Source organism: Ruegeria sp. YKSD179 (assembly GCF_059612885.1).
This window is the reverse complement of sequence record NZ_JBXWRL010000002.1, coordinates 297,532-315,950: the sequence shown is the minus strand read 5'-3', so window position 1 is coordinate 315,950 and position 18,419 is coordinate 297,532. Positions and strand designations below refer to the sequence as shown.

The window sequence follows — 18,419 nt, the reverse complement described above, 5'->3', positions numbered from 1 at the left end:
AAACACGAAACCAAAAGGTATCTAATCGAGGAGCGCATGAACACACAAACTCAAAACGCGTTTCGCGCGCTGGCAGATCCAACACGCAGGGACATAGTTCAAATGCTGGCGTCCGAAGACATGACAATCGCGCAGTTGACCGGACATTTCGATATGACCCGCGCTGCCGTCAAAAAGCACTTAACCGTTCTTTCAGACGGCGGGCTGATCACGTTCGAGGCTCGCGGACGGGAACGCATCAACCGACTTGAACCTAAGGGAATGGCCCCTGTTCTGGACTGGCTCAGATACTTTGACCGGTTCTGGGACGACCGCCTCGCCAATCTCAAAAATGCTATTGAAGGAACAAATAGATGACTGACGCAGTTTTGCAGAAAACCATTTTTCTTCGCGCAACACCCGAAACGGTTTGGGACTATCTAACCGAACCTGACCGGCTTGCGGAATGGTTTCACAAACCCGAACGCCGTCTGGCAGAAGGTCAAAAACTTGAAATGTTTGGAACGACAAGCGGCGACCTATTGATCTGGGGCGAGGTCCGTCAGGCGCGGAGGCCGGAATATCTTGAGTATACTTTTACGGTCAAACCCATGGGAGATGCAGTGAGCGTCGTAAGATGGACGCTAGAGCCAGTTTCAGGTGGCACGCGGCTTGGCCTTGTTCACGAAGGCCTCCCACAAGGAGCAGAGGCCTTTGGGTTGATCCTGGCGTTGGACAATGGTTGGGACGAACACTTTGGCAAGATGCGAACGGCATTACACGAAACTGTTGACGCATGACCTCTTGTGGAATCCCGCTTCAGACCCTAACTAGGCGCGTGGCGGGTTCTGCCCTTCTCGTGTTAGGCAGCATTCCGGTGGCCTTAAGCAATTCCGAGGGAGCTGGCTCTGTTCAGGTCCTGGCCTGATTACCTGGCGCCCACCTGTATTAACAGGTCCTCGGGAATCAAAGCCCCACGGATGACTGGCGGTCCCGCCACTTGATCCTTCAACGTGAGGATCGCGACTCTTGCCGGATCAACGCTGGTTTCAAACTTTGCGTGATCGGCGTTCCTCGACGCGGACCATCGTGCTTTTCAGCCAAATTCATGATTGCGTAAGCGAATTGGACACCCGCGAAAACGATCCCGTTCATAAACCAGATCATCAGCAAGGCCATCAGACCAATCTCGGACCCCATAATGAGATCGCGAAGATTAGCAACGTTAAGTGCCAGAAGAACCGTGACGAATATTGCCGAAATCAAAAAACCAAGTGCAACTTGGGTGATGTAAAGGCGGATGAGCTTAGGCATTTCAGACCTCCTTACGCGCTATTCAAAGAATAGCTCGAATTTGGTTTGGGTAAAATGGTCCGGGGCGTGTCAGAATGCCTCGGGCTTGGCCTCACGCGCCATGTGATCAAGCACCGCGTTAACGAATTTTGGCTCTTTTCCCTCGGGGAAAAAAGCGCGCGCAACGTCGACAAATTCGGTAATGACGACCTTTGGCGGTGTCTGCCCTTGGGTCAATTCTGCACCAGCAGCCCGGAACGTGGCCCGCAACGTCGGGTCAATCCGGTCGATGGGCCACTTTGCCACCAAAGCTCGGTCGGTCATCTGATCAATGGGTGCTTGGTAGTTTACCGCGTCATCCACAAGCTTGCGAAAGATCGAAATGTCGCCGTCCAACATTTCTTCGCCCTCATATACAGCGCCGAAACGGTGATCCAAAAATTCGCGAACCACTTGATCTGTTGTTTGCCCGGACTGTTCCATCTGAAAAAGGGCCTGCACGGCGTAGAGCCGCGCGGCAGATTTCATCAAACGCTTTTTGTCGACCGGTTTTTGGGTCGCTTCTTTTCGGGTCATGCCGTTGTGGATCCGTTACTGCCGTCCGCCAAGAGAATGGACTCGGACGGCGGTTTGAACCCGACGCCCTTACGAGAAGCCCCCCACTTACGGCTGAGCGCAATCAGATGCAAGGCTGCTGCGGCCGCTCCGCCGCCTTTGTTCATTTTTTCAGGGTTAGCGCGTACTTCTGCTTGCTCTTCATTCTCAACAGTCAAAATGCCATTGCCAATGCATAAACCTTGAAGTCCCATCAGTTGAATTGCACGGCTGGAGTCATTGCAAACAGTTTCATAATGAGTTGTCTCACCTCGAATGACGCAGCCCAGTGCGACGTAGCCGTCGAAGTTGCATTGTCGATCCGCCATCGCGATCGCTGTGGGAACTTCCAACGCACCAGGTACTTCGACCACTTCACACGTGCCGCCAACTGCTTCGATCTGGGTTTTGGCACCGGCAACCAAATTGTCAGAAATGGCGCGATAGAAAGGCGCAACGACGATCAGAAGTTTGACCGGATTGTCAAATTCGGGCGTTGGCAGTACGCCATGTTTGTCTTGTTCAGCCACGATCAATCATCCCCAAGAATTGCGCGGGTGCCAACGATGGACAAGCCAAATGCGTCAAGCCCCAGATATTTGGTTTCCGGTGAATCGGTCAGTAGAACCAATTCCTGAATACCCATCTTGGACAAGATCTGAGCCCCAAGACCGGTTTGCTTAATGGTTCTAGGACCTTCCTCTTCCGCAGCGTACAGCGAATTGCGAGGCTGGCGAAACAGGCAAACAACACCACGCCCTTCTTCCGCGATCTTTTCCATCGCACGCGGTAGCTCACGCGGTGACTTTGGGCCCAATCCCAAGATATCCGGCGCTTCGTGCAGGGCATGTGTTCGGGTCAGAACCGGTTCAGGGGTGGTAATGTCGCCCTTTACCATAACAACATGTTCAATGCCGTGCGTTTGGTCAGTGAAAATGCGCATTTCCCACTCACCACCATATTCCGAATTCACCACCTCGCGCGAAGTTTCGACAACAAGATTGTCATTGCGCGAACGGTAGGCAATCAGATCGCTTATCGTACCTATTTTCATATTGTGTTGTTTCGCGAATTCTACCAAATCCGGCAGTCTGGCCATTGTGCCATCCGGATTCATGATTTCGCAAATCACACCAGCGGGTTTCAGACCCGCCAAACGCGATATATCGACTGCCGCCTCTGTATGGCCAGCGCGCACCAGTACACCGCCCCTTTTTGCCCGCAACGGAAAGATATGACCGGGCGTCGCGATGTGGGCCATCGTGTTCTGTTCGTTGATGGCCGTAGAGACTGTCAAAGCGCGATCTGCAGCTGAGATACCCGTCGATACGCCTTCGCGTGCTTCGATCGACACAGTGAACGCGGTTTCATGACGGGACGAGTTGTTTACGGCCATCAGTGGCAGCCCAAGCGCATCAATGCGTTCAGCCGTCATTGGCAAACAGATCAACCCTCGGCCATGCGTGGCCATAAAGTTAATAGCCGCCGCATCCGCGAATTCCGCTGCTATCACCAGATCACCCTCGTTTTCACGATCTTCGTGATCAACCAGAATGTACATCCGACCCTTACGCGCTTCGTCGATGATTTCTTCGATCGGGCTGATCGCCTCACTTAACTGGGCCTCGACCGGTCCTGGAGTTTCAAAGCTCATTTGGCAGCCTCTCGCTGAGCATTCATGCTGGGCGGGATAGACCAGTCGAACCCCAATGACCAGAGTGCTTAAAGGACCATGCGGTTGAAATGTGCATTCGACTAAGTATCTCGGCTCATTTCCCGCCCCTTTTGCCCGCTGTCAGAGATTGGTGTCGATTGCCACCTCCCCCGGATTTCCCGAATTTCATTATCCAAATGTTAACTAATTTGCGCTTAGCAGCGTGTGATTATCCAAAAAGCGGCGCACCAAGTCGCCCATTTTTAATTAATGCCAAGCCTGATCGGTCAAAAATTGATTTTACAAATTTAGGACTAGTGAATTGACATATCCGTTGGGCAGCACGGCCTCCGGCGCCTCTCTGAAAGAGGTAATTTGGCGAAATCGGCTTTTGGTTTCTATTGTCGCGCTCCACGCACTTGCTGGAATAGCCGTGGGACAGCATCTTGGCATATCGTATTGGTCGTCGGCTTCCACAAAAATACTGGGTGTTTTGTTAAACCTGTCTGCATTTGCTTTCGCCAACTACGTATTGTGGCGATTTGCGGTTGCAGTTTTTCGTGTGAAACCAAAGAAACCAATAAGTTGGATGATCGCGGATTTCCGAAAGATCGTTTCAAACCGTTCCGCGACCTCAGACACGTTGATTGGTTTTATGTGCATCGCCGTGCTCACAGTTTCATATTCTTATCTCAAAACCGTTTTACCTTTGCTTCAACCTTATTTCTGGGACCCGTTGTTCGCGAATTTAGACAGAACTTTGCACGGCCAAGATACTTGGCAACTGCTGTGGCCGGTTCTTGGAAACCCTTACGTAACAACCTTGATCAACCTTGCCTACCACAGCTGGTTTTTCCTTATTTATATAGCAGTATGCCTTGCTTGTTTTGACCGGCGAAATCCTGGCCGCAGCATGGTTTTCCTAGTTGCCTTCGCATTGTGTTGGTCACTCGGCGGCAACCTGTTCGCGACCTTGTTCGCATCAGTTGGGCCCGTTTATTTCGAAGTTTTCGGTTTTGGTGACACATTTACTTACCAGATGGAACTCTTGCACGCATCCAACGAAATCAGCCCGGTCGCGGCCTTGCAATGGCAACAAGTCCTGTTCGATGGACATTTCAACGGCGGTCCAATTCGCGGCATTTCAGCAATGCCCAGCATGCATGTTGCGACCAGTACCCTGCTGGCGATTTACGCTTTCAGTTATACACGCTGGTTAGGATGGTTGATGACGGCTTTCGCGGTGGTCATTCTTGTGGGATCCATCCACTTGGCATGGCACTATGCAGTCGACGGCTATGCAGCGCTCCTACTGGCGATTTTGTGTTGGCGAACTGCCGAGTTGTTAAACAGGCGATTTGGCCCGACAGCGCCACGCCTATGACATCTCGGCCAATCGAGCAACATACCGCGCCAAAGTGTCTATTTCCAAATTAATCCGATCACCGATGGCGACGTCTCCCCATGTAGTGACCTCTTTCGTGTGGGGAATAAAGTTTATGCCAAAGTCGCATCCTTCCACGTCATTGACTGTCAATGACGTGCCATTCAGAGCAACGGAGCCTTTTGGTGCAATAAATCGTGCCAATTCCTTGGGAGCGCGCAATGTCACGCGGGTACTGTCGCCTTCGTCTTCAACAGCCACGACCTCGGCAACACCATCCACATGACCCGAGACAATGTGACCGCCTAGTTCATCCCCAACTTTTAACGCGCGTTCTAGGTTTACGCGCTTACCCAGCTTCCAAGAATCCAGATTGGTTTTTGAGATAGTTTCTGCGCTCACCTGCACATCGTACCAGTCTTCACCCAACGCAACCACGGTAAGGCATACCCCGTCGCTGGCGATGGAGGCTCCAATATCGATAGAGCCGGTATCATAGCTGGTGCGAATGCGTGCGCGAAGATCGCCCTGCTGATCAAGCTCGGTGATTGTGCCAATGTCAGTGACAATCCCTGTAAACATGCGATAAATCCTTTGAGCCTAGCGTTGAGAGCCGAGGTAAAGGTCACCGTCCCTCCCGGCAAGACCTGTCTTGCCGGGAAACTGACAAACCGGCATTATTCTGGCAACAAACATAACCAAGAGCAGCACATAAAAGACAATGTTTCAGGTCGCAGACAATTCCAAACAGCGCGTGTTCCTGTTTCTGCAAGGGCCACACGGTCCATTTTTTTATTCACTGGCCCGTATGTTGAGAAAAGCAGGTGCTCATGTCTGGCGCGTAGGATTCAACGCAGGCGATCAGGTATTCTGGACAGATCCGGCTAGTTATATCGCCTTTCGGGAACCGGTCGACGAGTGGCCAATTTTTCTTGAAGGTCTAATCAGAGAACGGAATGTGACGGACATCGTTCTCTACGGAGATACCCGCCCAATCCATGCCCACGCGGTAGAAACTGCTAAGTCCCTAGGTCTTGTTGTCCACGTGTTCGAGGAAGGGTACCTGCGGCCATGGTGGGTGACTTATGAGCGCGATGGCTCCAACGGGAACTCGCGTTTAATGGACCTTGACGTTGCTCGCATGCAGGACGCGCTTGCACAGTCCCATGTTCAAAGCCCCCCGCCACCGTCGCATTGGGGGGACATGAGACAGCATATTTTTTATGGCGCCGCTTACCATTGGTGCCTGCTGTTTCTAAATCGCGGTTACCGCAACTTTCGCACTCATCGAGAGCTGCCTGTACCGACAGAGTTCCGGCTTTATTTTAAGCGCCTGCTGTTCATGCCGATACATCGCCTACAGCGCAGGTGGGCCACCAATAGGGTGCGCCGTGGAGCATTTCCCTATCATTTGGTTCTGTTACAACTTGGGCATGACAGTTCAGTGCAATCCCATTCTGAGTATTCAGGAATGTGCGAGTTTCTTCAGCAGGCCATAGCCGGGTTCGCCATGGGCGCACCCTCGCACCATCATCTCGTTATTAAGGAACACCCATTAGAGAACCATCGCGAACCATTGCGGAAAAGGGTTCGACAGCTAGCGAAAGAATACGGAGTCAGCGAACGAATACATTATGTCCCGGGTGGCAAAATGGCTGGATTGCTGGACGAGGCGTGTTCGGCCATGACTATAAACTCGACAGCCGGCCAGCAGGCGTTATGGCGCGGCATTCCGCTCCGCGTTTTTGGGCGTTCAGTCTATGATAAACCGGAATTTGTATCCCGGCAGCCAGTCGCTGCATTCTTTGCCAATCCTGAAACGCCGGACGCAGCAGCATATCGCACTTACCGTCGTTTTCTTCTTAAAACCAGCCAAGTGCCTGGCGGGTATTATTCTCGCCGCGGACGGCGGCAATTGTTGAGACGGGCCGTAGATATGATGCTTCAGTCGGAGGACCCTTATCAAATCGTCCTAAATGGCGACGCGGCTGTCACGCCACAGTTGAAAATTGTAAACTGAACAACGGCTACCTGTTGCTGGAAGTTGCAAACAAAACCGTGTAACCTACCCAAAAGAAAGAAAACTGAGGACAATCGGCAGTGACTCGAATTCCTACCCGATGGATACGGGCGGCATCTTTTGTGGTGGTCGCTGGCTTGCTGGCGGCCTGCCAACTTCCTAAGGCCGGCCCTAACAAGGACGAGATTCTGGCCGGGTCTACCGTAAACGGCGGCAATGCATATGTCGTTGAAGTGGATGATCGTGTGACCCGTGCGACTGCTGCCGTGCCGAAATACGGCTTCTCGCAGTCATTTCGTAGTGCGCAAAGTCTGGCATCGGACACTGTGCGCCCTGGTGATGTCTTGGGCTTAACAATTTGGGAAAACGTCGACGATGGCCTGCTGACAACTGGAACCGGTTCCGCCACTGCGCTGGAAGAGGTCCAAGTAGATAGCGATGGTTTTATCTTCGTCCCTTACGCAGGTCGTCTTCGCGCAGCTGGAAATACTCCTGAGCAATTACGCAACCTTATCTCATCCAGGCTTGAGGAGCAGACCCCAGACCCTCAGGTTCAAGTTCGACGCGTTGCTGGCGATGGTGCGACTGTTTCCTTGACAGGTACCATTGGTGCGCCGGGCGTGTATCCGATCGAACGGCCCACCCGTACTCTCTCGGGAATGCTGGCTAACGCGGGCGGTGTAACGGTGGCTTCGAACATTGCGATGGTGACTGTGATCCGAGGCAAACACAAAGGCACGGTCTGGTATGAGGACCTGTTCCGCTCACCTGGCACCGACATCGCCCTGCGCAACGGCGACCGGATTTTGGTCGAAGAGGACAGCCGATCCTACATTGCTCTGGGTGCCACGGGCGGCCAATCCCGTGTGTCTTTTGAAAGCCAGGATCTTTCTGCACTCGAGGCGCTCGCCCAGGTTGGCGGTCTCCAGCCTCTATCTTCGGACCCGACAGGCATTTTTGTGCTTCGTAGGGAGCGACAGGATATTGCCCGCAACGTCATAGGCCGCGCCGATTTGCAAGGCGATCAACGGATGATCTACTTGTTGAACCTGACCTCGCCCAATGGCCTGTTTGTTGCGCGGGACTTTGTCATTCGCGATGACGACACGATCTACGTGACCGAAGCGCCGTATTCTCAGTGGTCCAAGTCCGTTTCCTTGATTGCCGGAGGTCTAACGCCCTTTGCGAACGTAGCTACCCTGACGGGCGGTTGAACTGTGCGTCCTGAAATGGACCATGCGGCCGGGACCGAGCGCAGGCGGTTGTTTGTCTATAATGGCGGGTTTCTTGCACAGCGACAAGTTCGCCGAATTTTATCCCTATCCGGCTACGACCTGAGGATTGGTCTGCCCGGAACCGACGATATGGTCGGGATTTGGGGCGGCAGTCCCACATCGCATCGTGGAAGGCACATAGCCGAAAATCGCGATTCCCCGCTTCTGCGCGTCGAGGACGCTTTTTTGCGATCACTGCACCCCGGTCGCGGGGGCGAAGCACCGTTGGGATTGTTGCTGGATCGAGCCGGGGCTCATTTCGACCCTTCGAAACCATCAGATCTAGAGCAGCTACTAGCGACTCACCCACTGGATGACACCGCGCTTCTGGATCGCGCGCGCGGCGCAATCGAACGTTTGCGCGAACTAAACCTCAGCAAATTTTCCGCATTTGACCCGGAATGCGCCCCACCCGACCCCGGATATGTACTAGTGGTTGATCAAACGCAGGGCGATGCGGCGGTGAGGGCCAGCGCAGGCAACCCGGCGCGGTTTCGTGAGATGCTGGTCATGGCGCAAGAAGAAAACCCGGGTGCTCGGGTAGTCATTAAATCGCACCCTGAAAGCATCTCTGGTTACCGACAGGGTTTCTACTCAGATTCAGATCAAAATGAACGAGTGTCACTGCTGACTGATCCGATAAGTCCGTGGCCGTTGCTGGAAGGTGCAGTAGGTGTTTACACCTTGTCCTCTCAACTTGGGTTCGAGGCGATATTGGCTGGTCACAAACCAAGGGTGTTTGGGCAGCCATTTTATTCAGGATGGGGACTGACAAGTGATGAAAATCCCCTACCCCGTAGGCATCGGAACCTTACCAGGGCACAAATATTCGCCGCGGCCATGATCCTGTATCCCTCTTGGTACGACCCCTATCGAGATCAGCTGTGTCAGTTAGAGACAGTTCTGGACACTCTTGAGGCGCAGGTTCGTGCTTGGCGCGAAGATCGAAAAGGCTGGACTGCTTCTGGAATGCGCATTTGGAAACGTCGACACCTTCAAAAGATGTTCGGGCGCGAGCAAAAAATACGATTTACGGGCGGTCCTCCATCGGATAGCGAACGCCCTCATATGACCTGGGCCAGACATGCGGGACAGGATCAAGACGTAACGCGTATAGAAGATGGGTTCCTTAGGTCCCGTGGACTTGGTGCCCAACTCGTGCCGCCAATGTCATTGGTGACAGACAATCAGGGCATCTATTACGATCCAACTCGCCCAAGTCAGTTAGAGGACTTGATCACAAGACGCGAAACTTTGCGCGCAGATCAAAGACTTCGTGCGGAACGCCTGACTGCGCGTTTGGTTTCGGATCGATTGAGTAAATACAATATCGGCAATTCCACTCCCGGCTTGCCGAAAGGTCACCGCATCCTTGTTCCTGGGCAAGTTGAGGATGATGCGTCGATACAGCTTGGAACTGGCAGTATCAGAACCAATCGAGATCTTTTGCTTGAGGTACGCAAAGCTAACCCGGATGCAATTCTGATTTATAAACCTCACCCCGACGTCGAAGCCGGTCTGCGAGAGGGACAGTTGGACGCAAACTATTCAGCAGATTATGTTGTCCAAGACTGTGATCCCGCGGAATTGCTGATCCAAGTAAATGAGGTTTGGACTATGACCTCTCTATTGGGGTTCGAGGCTTTACTGCGAGGTGTTCCGGTTACAACGCTTGGTGCTCCGTTTTATGCCGGATGGGGGCTGACAACGGATTTGGACAACGTTCCTGCCCGGCGCGGTGCCCGACCATCTCTGATGGGATTGGTGCATGCGACTTTGATCGACTATCCACGCTATCTGGACCCAATCACTGGGCAACCCTGCCCCGTCGAGGTGGTTGTGGATCGTCTGGCATCGCGGCAGCAGGCCAAAAGCGGCCTTGGCAATAGCTTATTGTCAAAACTGCAGGGGGCGCTGGCGACTCATGCGCACCTTTGGCGTTAAGCCGATCCAGCGCGTCCCCACCGATGCATGACGTCTCCGCCAATAACTGGTGCTTCAATCAGATCGAAACGCGGGGCACCGTCAAGCGAATCCAAGCCCAAAGAACCGATTGCTGGCAACCCCTCGGCGCCGATGGCTAACCCGGCACTGAACACCACAAGTTCATCCACTAAATCCTCGGCCAAAAGAGATGCCGAGAGCGCAGATCCGCCTTCACAGAACACTCGTGTTAGTCCAGCTTGTCCAAGTTGCTTTAACAAATCAGCGGCATCAATCTGATGGTCGTCCAATGCGCACGGGATCAAACGCGCACCCAAACCTTCCCATGTACGGGCCTTTTCCGCGTCCGGATGCGGCCCGTGACATAACCAAAGTGGAATTTCGGCAGCCGTGCGCGCCAATTGCCCAAGCAGGGGAAGATCAAGGTGCCGAGAAACAACAACTCTAACCGGTTGGCTGTCTATACCAAGGTCCCTGACTGTAAGTGAAGGATCATCGGCACGTGCTGTTCCTGCGCCAACCATCACCGCATCGTGACGCGCTCGCATTGCATGAACGGCCCGTCTAGCCTTGGGGCCAGTAATCCACTTACTGTGGCCAGTCCCGGTCGCAATTCGACCATCGAAGCTGCTGGCGAGTTTGAGTGTCACAAACGGCCGTCCCTGCTCTGTTTTTAGAAAGAAACCCGATAGATCGCGGGATGCCTGTTCCATCAAAACGCCGGTTGTTACTTCGACGCCAGCGTCTTGCAACATGGCAAATCCCTGCCCGGCCACACGTGGATCGCTGTCTTCGATTGCACTCACGACCCGGGCAACGCCAGCGTCGATCAGGGCCTGAGCACAAGGTGGGGTCTTTCCAAAATGCGCACACGGCTCCAACGACACATAAGCCGTCGCGCCCCGCGCAAATTGGCCAGCCTGCGTCAGGGCCTCAGTCTCAGCATGCGGTCGACCACCAGCTTGCGTCCAACCTCGACCTACGATCCGCCCATCGCGCACAATAACACAACCGACCGAAGGATTTGGCCAACACACCCCTTGACCGCGCCGCCCAAGAGAAAGGGCCAACGCCATGAATCGCTTATCTGTTTCGCTCACTCGTCCGAATTAGGCTGCGGCGGGCGCAGCTCGTGGACAAATTCCTCGAAGTCATCGGCCGCCTGGAAATTTTTGTAAACACTCGCAAACCGAACATAAGCAACTGTGTCGATCCGGGCCAGCGCCTCCATGACGATTTCACCAATTTTGTTGGATGGAATGTCTGTGTCACCCATGCTTTCTAAGCGGCGCACAATTCCCGAAATCATCTGATCGATTCTTTCCGGATCGATTGGACGCTTCTGCATCGAGATGCGGATCGATCGCTCAAGTTTGTCGCGATCAAAATCCTCACGTTTTCCGTTGGTTTTAATGACGACGAGATCGCGCAGCTGCACCCGTTCGTACGTGGTGAAACGGCCACCACATGCAGGACAAAATCGACGCCTGCGGATCGCGACGTGATCCTCCGCCGGGCGTGAATCTTTTACCTGAGTATCAATATTTCCGCAAAACGGGCAGCGCATACGCCGTCTCCTCGTCCCTTTTCCGCCTCTTATTGTAAGCGCTTCGGCTCACTTATCCACAACTATAGGGCAGCCGCTATAGTTTGGGTAGTCGGAAATTTCAACCGCAAGATAAAGGGGTCATGCGAAGTGGGCGGCTACTTTGCGGTTATGTGGAGCATTGCGGTGCTCGAACAGGAATAATCCTTGCCAAGTACCAAGTGCCAGTTGACCATGTGAGACCGGAACCGACAGTGACACCGGCAACATTGCAGCCTTGATATGCGCCGGCATGTCATCTGGCCCTTCATAAGTGTGACACAGATAAGACATTTCGGGATGATCCGCAGATGGCACCAACCTGTTGAAGTATGCGCGAAGGTCCATCTGCACATCAGCATCAGCGTTTTCCTGAATCAGCAATGAACAGGAGGTGTGGCGTACGAACAGCGTTAACAAGCCATCCCCCGCGATCTGATTGACCCATTCACTAACAGAGCCGGTGAACTCGTAAAGTCCGGCTCCGTTTGTATTAATGACGAACTCGCTCAACATTTAAAAACCTGACCTCGTCATCGCAAAATCGGGATTGCGCGGCACCTTCCATTCGCTCCTTGCACAGACATGCTTTCGCCCACAGCAAATGCCTGAAACGAGCTGTTCTGTTGCGGAACATTTGTAGGCATTTTGAGAGAGAACTGAACGGCAGTGCGACGACCCGTTGTCACACTAGGGCCATAGCCGCGCAGAACATATATCCGCTGCTGCCAACCTGCACCAAGCTTTCTGCGTGCGAAATCAGCAGCAGCACACCAATACCCGTCGACATCCTGACGCGCCCGCGGGATCACTTCAAAATCCGTGGAATTCATAGGTTCCGTTCTATACCCGTTCGGAGCAGAACTTGCTGCAGTCGGAACAGTCAAAGCAATCGCCGCGGCGATTGAATAGGCAAAAAAACTTTTCATCTTTAACTTCTTTCATGTTGGAACATGAATGGTAGACTAGGCCTTATCTCCAGGTAAAAAAGTACACCTCACGCACTTTTAAGCGTGATCCGTATCATCGTGAAATCGAGTTAGCCAGTCGTGATTTCGGATCAACCTATCCAACCCCGATCATAATGGCATATTGCGGCACGATTTGATTTTGTTGTGTCGGGGAGCCCACTGAGCGGGTTGGTAATCCGCACATTCAGGCTCTGCCCCATCCCCATAGGGTTCTTACCCGACAACGCGGCAAACTTATTCTCACCCTGCCATCCCGTCTTGGTCGCGTCTGACAGTTCTTTTCGAATTCCAGCCAAAAACGTAAGTGTCGGCGACATAAATGCTCGTTCTTTGCGGATATCTACTAATTTTTGCTAACAAAACGTTTTCAGATGGGCTTGACGTTTGGTCAAGCCGACGGTCAGACATTAGTATGGATGTAGATATTGCAAGGATTCAATTACTCACCCGTGTCTTGGAAGACCGCACACAGGATCCAACATTGGTGGATCAGGTCTTGCAGGACAGCGGTTTGAGCAGATCTGAAATTGCGCCACCTGCAACGACTTACAACTCCCACGGAGAAGCGCGGTTTGTACGAAAAGCATGTGACGCGGTTGCGGACATCACGTTCGGCGCGCAAGCCGGATTGCAATTCAGTTCATCTTCAAGTGTCACCGCATATATCAGCAAATATTCGCGTGATCTGAAACAAGTCTTGGAAAACACTACGCGTTTTCACAAGATCATTGACCCCTCGCTGGCATTCAACCTGCATGTGTCGGGAAATTCCGCAACTCTGGAGGCGGAATGGAAGGATGCAACGTTTTCTCGTTATCACAGAAGGACCGAATTCCTTCTGTTCGCAGGAGTTGCACGGATGAGGGCGCTGACCCAAGTGAACGTTCGTCCAATCCAAATGCGTTTTCAGCATGAGGTCGGGCGTCACGCTGCAGCATATGAGAAAATCGGCGGGTTCCCGGTGGAGTTTGGCACAGAGCGACTGGAATTCATCCTTTCGCTGGAATCGCTGGATCTACCAGTGCCAACCTATGATCCCAGTTTGAGGGAGCATTTATTGGAATATGGCGAAAGACTATTGGCCGAACGGTATTCAGCTAGACCAGAATCCCGGGCATTGGTCGAAGGCTTGGTTACCCGATGCATGCCGGGCTGCATCCCTAACGTAGAAAACGTGGCTGCCGAACTTGGCTTCAGTACTCGAACACTTGCGCGTCGCTTGACGGACGAGGGCACGACGTATCGGGAGATTGTCGACGATCTCAGGTGTGATCTAGCCCAGACCTTCATCAAGAACGGTATGAACCTTTCTGAGATATCCTATTCCCTAGGCTATGCCGATCAGGCCGCATTTTCGACCGCCTTCAAACGGTGGACCGGTCAGTCTCCTTCCGCTTTTCGTGATCGCGTCGATCATCCTTTGCGGCCGGGATGAGGATGGCCGGGGGTCATCAGCGCGTTCAACCTCACCCCGGCCCGTCCCGTGAGTGGACACAATCGATATAAATGCCAGAGCATAACCGTCCTTGCGACTTCGCGCCAATATTATCCGATTTCCAGCCAAAGTGAGTTTGGTTGATAATTGGAAACGCCAAGAAAAAGGCGCCCGATTTGGGCGCCCATTTTTTACTGATCTAGAAAGGACCGCAGTTTTCGCGATCTGCTGGGGTGTTTAAGCTTGCGCAGCGCTTTGGCCTCAATTTGACGAATTCGTTCGCGGGTAACGCTGAATTGCTGACCCACTTCTTCCAACGTGTGGTCGGTGTTCATTCCGATACCAAATCGCATCCGAAGAACCCGTTCTTCGCGTGGGGTGAGCGAGGCTAAAACTCGCGTTGTCGTTTCTTTGAGGTTCTCTTGAATGGCGCTGTCCAGAGGCAGCACAGCATTCTTATCCTCGATAAAGTCACCAAGCTGGCTGTCCTCTTCGTCGCCAATCGGCGTTTCCAGAGAGATCGGCTCTTTGGCGATTTTCATCACCTTGCGCACTTTCTCAAGCGGCATCTGCAGCTTTTCAGCCAGTTCTTCCGGCGTCGGTTCACGACCGATTTCGTGCAACATTTGGCGACCAGTCCGAACCAACTTGTTGATCGTTTCAATCATGTGGACCGGAATACGGATCGTTCTTGCCTGATCCGCGATCGAGCGCGTTATCGCCTGACGGATCCACCAAGTCGCGTAGGTCGAAAACTTGTAGCCGCGGCGATACTCAAATTTATCCACCGCTTTCATCAAGCCGATGTTACCTTCCTGAATTAGATCAAGGAATTGCAGGCCACGGTTCGTGTATTTCTTGGCGATCGAAATAACGAGGCGCAGGTTCGCTTCGACCATTTCCTTCTTAGCCTGACGCGCCTCTTTCTCGCCTTTCTGAACTTGCTGGATAATGCGACGGAATTCGCTGATGTCCAGACCAACATACTGTCCGACTTGAGCCATATCGTTGCGCAATTCCTCAACCTTGGCAGTTGAGCGTTCGATGAACATTTGCCAACCCCGGCCCGGTTTTTCCGCCATCTCGGCCAACCAGTTCGGATCGAGTTCACGACCCCGGTAAGCATCAATGAATTCACGACGGTTGATACGCGCCTGATCCGCCAGCTTAACCATAGAGCTGTCCAGCGACATGATGCGACGGTTGATACCATAAAGCTGATCAATCAGTGCTTCGATGCGGTTGTTGTGCAAATGAAGACCATTAACCAGCTCAACGATTTCGGCACGAAGCTTCTGATAAGTCTCTTCGTCTTTATCGGTAAAAGATCCGTCTTCGTTCAACGTGGCAGAAATCCTGCTGTCCTGCATTTCTGACAGCATGGCAAAGTCGGTGGAAATGCGTTCCAGCGTTGTCAGGACCTGATCCTTAAGCGCAGCCTCCATTGCCGCCAGGGACATGTTGGCTTGATCGTCTTCGTCATCGTCGTCATCAGAAGCAATCGGATTGCCGTCCGCATCCAATTCCGGCCCGGTGTCTTTTTCAGGTTTTACCGCTTGCACTGCAGAGGTATCGACAACCGGTTCTTCGACATCGCCGTCTTCGTCCATCTGGTTACCAAAAGTGGTCTCCAAATCGATAACATCCCTCAATAGAATGTCCTCGGACAGCAATTCGTCATGCCAGATCGTGATCGCCTGAAATGTAAGCGGGCTTTCACACAAGCCCGCGATCATAGTATTGCGACCAGCTTCGATCCGCTTAGCAATGGCAATCTCGCCTTCGCGGCTCAGTAACTCAACCGAACCCATCTCGCGCAGATACATTCGGACAGGGTCGTCGGTTCTGTCCAGCTTTTCAGTCTGCGCACCAGCCAAAGTTACTTCACGGTTGGTGTCTGTGGCTACAAGTTCGGTAGACCCCTTGTTCTCTTCGTCTTCAGCCTCTTCATCTTCGATGATATTGATGCCCATCTCGGACAACATCGACATAACATCTTCAATTTGTTCTGAACTGACCTGATCGGGTGGCAACACCTGATTAAGCTGGTCATAGGTTATGTAGCCTTTCTCGCGGGCTTCGGCGATCATCTTCTTGACCTGAGCTTGGCTCATGTCCAGCGAGATTTCCTGTTCCTGCTCGTCGGATTTGCGGTCTTCGTTCGTATCCTTGGCGGCCATTCAATGCTCCTGCAGGGATGGGTGATTCGTTAGAACCGAATCATTAGCGCGTAGAAGTGATTCGGCCACCCGTTTACCCGTTTTTCTTTACCAGTGCCTTATGAAAACATCACTTACTGGCGTTTACGTTCGAATTTGATACCTGACATGATTGCCGCGAATGCATCCTTCTCGTCACGGTTGATTCGCGCTCCGTTATCGGCAACGTCGAAATGACCCCTGTCTTTGTTCTGACTCCGACTTGCTTGATTACGTTCCTCGGCGGCTTGAGCCAACCGATAAGTCAGCGCTTCGTCGTCCAAATTAGACAGCTCCTCGGCAGCTTCGGCAATTTCGGCATCCAACCCCCGGAGCGCTTTGATTTTTGCGAGTTCCTCGGCCAGTGTCATCTCGGCCTTTTCAACGTCGCCTGGTTTGAACACACAGGGGATTACAGCGACATGGCGAAGGTTCAAAAGGTTTTCAAGGGCCTGTGATCCCAAAGTTAGAACAATGTGCTCTCTCAGATTTTCCGGGTCTTCAATCGCATGCCTCAGGACGGCATCGCGAAGCTCAGCGTGGTTAGGATTCTGACATTCCATATCCTCGAGCTGATGCTCGAATTGAATGACAACTTGCGGGTTCAAGATTGCGATGGCCAAGATAGCCGCTTCGCGCAGTTGGATATCAGCGTTTTCCGAAGAGGCAAGAAACGATGCGCGAGCACCAGGTGATGCTGGCTGCTGTTGTGGCTGCCACTTGCCGCCCGATTGCCAGTTGCGGTTTGGCCTTCGTTCCGGACGGAACAATTGCCAGCGTAGGTCTTTGATTTCCTGCCCATAATGGGAACGAATCGACGGATCACGGATTAGCTTGATCTTTTCACGAAGGGATTTGTCCAACGCCGCTTTGCGTTCAGGACTGTCAAAAACCTTTCCTTCAACTTCCCTCTGCCACAGCAACTTGACCATTGGAACGGCGCCATCCAATACCGCCTGTACAGCCTCTGTACCTTCGGCCCGCAGCAAGTCATCGGGGTCCTTTCCTTCTGGCATAAGGGCAAAACGAAGCGACTTACCGGCCTCCAGCATTGGCAAGGCCAGATCTACGGCCCTCATTGCCGCACGTAATCCTGCTGTATCGCCGTCCAGAGCAATAATTGGTTCGTCTGCAATACGCCAAAGCAAATTCAACTGGTGTTCAGTTATCGCAGTACCCAGTGGTGCGACTGAGGCTCCGAAACCTGCCTCTGCCAGAGCGATAACGTCCATATAACCTTCGGCAACAATCAGGGGATGTCCCTTCCCCGCTGCTTGCCGAGCAGGCCCGTGATTGTACAAGCTCCGGCCTTTGTCAAACAAATCTGTTTCTGGCGAGTTCAGGTATTTTGCATTGTCAGTGGGGTCCAACGCACGGCCACCAAAGGCGATACATCGCCCACGTGAATCGCGGATAGGATACATAATTCTATTGCGGAAAGTGTCATAAGGCTTTTTGCCTTGGTTCGAAGGTTTAGCCAGCCCTGCGCCGATGATCAAATCCTCGGTCACGTTCTTGCTGCGCAAGTGGTCCCACAAACCCTGCCAGCCATCGGGGGCGAAGCCAATTTCCCAACGGTCCAATGCTTGCGCATCTAGGCCGCGACGCGTCAGGTATTCTCGGGCGGCGGTTCCAGCACCAGTCTTCAGCTGGAGTTTGAAAAATTGGACCGCCTGTTCCATCACATCAGCCAGTTGAGTTCTACGATCCTGTTTTTCCTGCGCCTTCGGATCGCGCGCTGGCATAGGCATTCCAGCTTCACGCGCAAGAATTTCAACTGCTTCGATAAACGAGACGTTCTCGGTCTCTTTCACAAAGCTAATTGCGTCCCCCTTGGCGTGGCACCCAAAGCAATAATAGAATCCCTTTTGGTCGTCGACGTGAAATGAGGCCGTCTTTTCGTGGTGGAACGGGCAAGGCGCCCACATATCACCCTTGCCCTGATTGGATTTGCGCGCATCCCAGGTAACTTTCCGCCCGACAACCTGCGACAGGCTTAGACGCGTACGCAATTCATCCAGGAATCCGGGGGGCAAAGACATATGTCAAACCTGACAGAAACCGGAACGCCCGCCAAGGGCACGAAGC

19 protein-coding genes are annotated in these 18,419 nt (G+C 52.9%); 7 read left to right on the top strand and 12 right to left on the bottom strand.

Features of this window, described 5'->3' with window-relative positions:
* The first annotated feature begins 36 nt into the window (after nt 1-36).
* Together AC2FNE_RS01755 and AC2FNE_RS01750 are read left to right on the top strand one after the other, a co-directional pair.
* Complete coding sequence (locus tag AC2FNE_RS01755) at nt 37-357, top strand: ArsR/SmtB family transcription factor (RefSeq protein ID WP_170475950.1); 321 nt, start codon at nt 37-39, stop codon at nt 355-357.
* A complete protein-coding gene (locus tag AC2FNE_RS01750; protein ID WP_496804650.1) occupies nt 354-779 on the top strand; it encodes an SRPBCC family protein in 426 nt (141 codons plus the stop codon). Before AC2FNE_RS01755 ends, AC2FNE_RS01750 begins: the two co-directional genes overlap by 4 nt.
* Before the next feature lie 208 nt (nt 780-987).
* Here the strand turns inward: AC2FNE_RS01750 and AC2FNE_RS01745 are convergent, their stop codons facing one another.
* The 4 genes from AC2FNE_RS01745 to ribB form a co-directional block, all read right to left on the bottom strand.
* On the bottom strand, nt 988-1,293 hold the full coding sequence (locus AC2FNE_RS01745; RefSeq protein WP_170603864.1) for a hypothetical protein: 306 nt from the start codon (nt 1,291-1,293) through the stop codon (nt 988-990).
* Between the two features lie 69 nt (nt 1,294-1,362).
* A complete protein-coding gene (gene nusB / locus AC2FNE_RS01740) occupies nt 1,363-1,848 on the bottom strand; it encodes a transcription antitermination factor NusB (protein ID WP_170475955.1) in 486 nt (161 codons plus the stop codon).
* Complete coding sequence (locus AC2FNE_RS01735; RefSeq protein ID WP_170475957.1) at nt 1,845-2,396, bottom strand: 6,7-dimethyl-8-ribityllumazine synthase; 552 nt, start codon at nt 2,394-2,396, stop codon at nt 1,845-1,847. The genes nusB and AC2FNE_RS01735 overlap by 4 nt, the downstream gene beginning before the upstream one ends.
* Before the next feature lie 2 nt (nt 2,397-2,398).
* The gene (gene ribB / locus AC2FNE_RS01730; protein WP_170475959.1) at nt 2,399-3,520 is read right to left on the bottom strand and encodes a 3,4-dihydroxy-2-butanone-4-phosphate synthase; all 1,122 of its coding nucleotides are present in this window, start codon (nt 3,518-3,520) and stop codon (nt 2,399-2,401) included.
* 322 nt (nt 3,521-3,842) lie between these two features.
* Between ribB and AC2FNE_RS01725 the strand changes: the two genes are divergently transcribed.
* A complete protein-coding gene (locus AC2FNE_RS01725) occupies nt 3,843-4,904 on the top strand; it encodes a phosphatase PAP2 family protein (RefSeq protein ID WP_496804649.1) in 1,062 nt (353 codons plus the stop codon).
* On the opposite strand, the gene AC2FNE_RS01720 is transcribed toward AC2FNE_RS01725, so the two are convergent.
* Nucleotides 4,899-5,486, bottom strand: coding sequence for a riboflavin synthase (locus AC2FNE_RS01720; protein ID WP_496804648.1), 588 nt, complete (start codon nt 5,484-5,486; stop codon nt 4,899-4,901). The two genes, AC2FNE_RS01725 and AC2FNE_RS01720, sit on opposite strands and share 6 nt — an antisense overlap.
* A gap of 139 nt (nt 5,487-5,625) precedes the next feature.
* Between AC2FNE_RS01720 and AC2FNE_RS01715 the strand changes: the two genes are divergently transcribed.
* The 3 genes from AC2FNE_RS01715 to AC2FNE_RS01705 all read left to right on the top strand — a co-directional run bounded on the left by AC2FNE_RS01715 (nt 5,626) and on the right by AC2FNE_RS01705 (nt 10,142).
* The gene (locus tag AC2FNE_RS01715) at nt 5,626-6,924 is read left to right on the top strand and encodes a capsule polysaccharide biogenesis protein (RefSeq protein WP_496804647.1); all 1,299 of its coding nucleotides are present in this window, start codon (nt 5,626-5,628) and stop codon (nt 6,922-6,924) included.
* An 80-nt stretch (nt 6,925-7,004) separates the two neighbouring features.
* Entirely contained in the window at nt 7,005-8,138 is a 1,134-nt protein-coding gene (locus AC2FNE_RS01710; protein ID WP_496804646.1) for a polysaccharide biosynthesis/export family protein, read from the top strand.
* 15 nt (nt 8,139-8,153) lie between these two features.
* Complete coding sequence (locus AC2FNE_RS01705) at nt 8,154-10,142, top strand: capsule polysaccharide biogenesis protein (RefSeq protein ID WP_496804659.1); 1,989 nt, start codon at nt 8,154-8,156, stop codon at nt 10,140-10,142.
* Here the strand turns inward: AC2FNE_RS01705 and ribD are convergent.
* The 5 genes from ribD to AC2FNE_RS01680 form a co-directional block, all read right to left on the bottom strand.
* A complete protein-coding gene (gene ribD, locus AC2FNE_RS01700; protein ID WP_170603866.1) occupies nt 10,139-11,242 on the bottom strand; it encodes a bifunctional diaminohydroxyphosphoribosylaminopyrimidine deaminase/5-amino-6-(5-phosphoribosylamino)uracil reductase RibD in 1,104 nt (367 codons plus the stop codon). The two genes, AC2FNE_RS01705 and ribD, sit on opposite strands and share 4 nt — an antisense overlap.
* Nucleotides 11,239-11,709, bottom strand: coding sequence for a transcriptional regulator NrdR (gene nrdR / locus AC2FNE_RS01695; RefSeq protein ID WP_170475967.1), 471 nt, complete (start codon nt 11,707-11,709; stop codon nt 11,239-11,241). Before nrdR ends, ribD begins: the two co-directional genes overlap by 4 nt.
* A gap of 120 nt (nt 11,710-11,829) precedes the next feature.
* Nucleotides 11,830-12,243 (bottom strand): secondary thiamine-phosphate synthase enzyme YjbQ, encoded by a 414-nt coding sequence (locus tag AC2FNE_RS01690; protein ID WP_496804645.1) that lies wholly within the window; start codon nt 12,241-12,243, stop codon nt 11,830-11,832.
* Nucleotides 12,244-12,260: 17 nt separating this feature from the next.
* Entirely contained in the window at nt 12,261-12,656 is a 396-nt protein-coding gene (locus AC2FNE_RS01685) for a hypothetical protein (RefSeq protein WP_170603868.1), read from the bottom strand.
* 131 nt (nt 12,657-12,787) lie between these two features.
* Complete coding sequence (locus AC2FNE_RS01680; protein ID WP_170603869.1) at nt 12,788-13,015, bottom strand: hypothetical protein; 228 nt, start codon at nt 13,013-13,015, stop codon at nt 12,788-12,790.
* A gap of 95 nt (nt 13,016-13,110) precedes the next feature.
* Between AC2FNE_RS01680 and AC2FNE_RS01675 the strand changes: the two genes are divergently transcribed.
* A complete protein-coding gene (locus AC2FNE_RS01675) occupies nt 13,111-14,133 on the top strand; it encodes a helix-turn-helix domain-containing protein (RefSeq protein WP_496804644.1) in 1,023 nt (340 codons plus the stop codon).
* 191 nt (nt 14,134-14,324) lie between these two features.
* Here the strand turns inward: AC2FNE_RS01675 and rpoD are convergent, their stop codons facing one another.
* Together rpoD and dnaG are read right to left on the bottom strand one after the other, a co-directional pair.
* Nucleotides 14,325-16,313: an RNA polymerase sigma factor RpoD gene (gene rpoD, locus AC2FNE_RS01670; protein ID WP_496804643.1), complete on the bottom strand. Its 1,989-nt coding sequence runs from the start codon at nt 16,311-16,313 to the stop codon at nt 14,325-14,327.
* Between the two features lie 113 nt (nt 16,314-16,426).
* On the bottom strand, nt 16,427-18,373 hold the full coding sequence (gene dnaG, locus AC2FNE_RS01665; protein ID WP_496804642.1) for a DNA primase: 1,947 nt from the start codon (nt 18,371-18,373) through the stop codon (nt 16,427-16,429).
* Nucleotides 18,374-18,419: the final 46 nt, after the last annotated feature.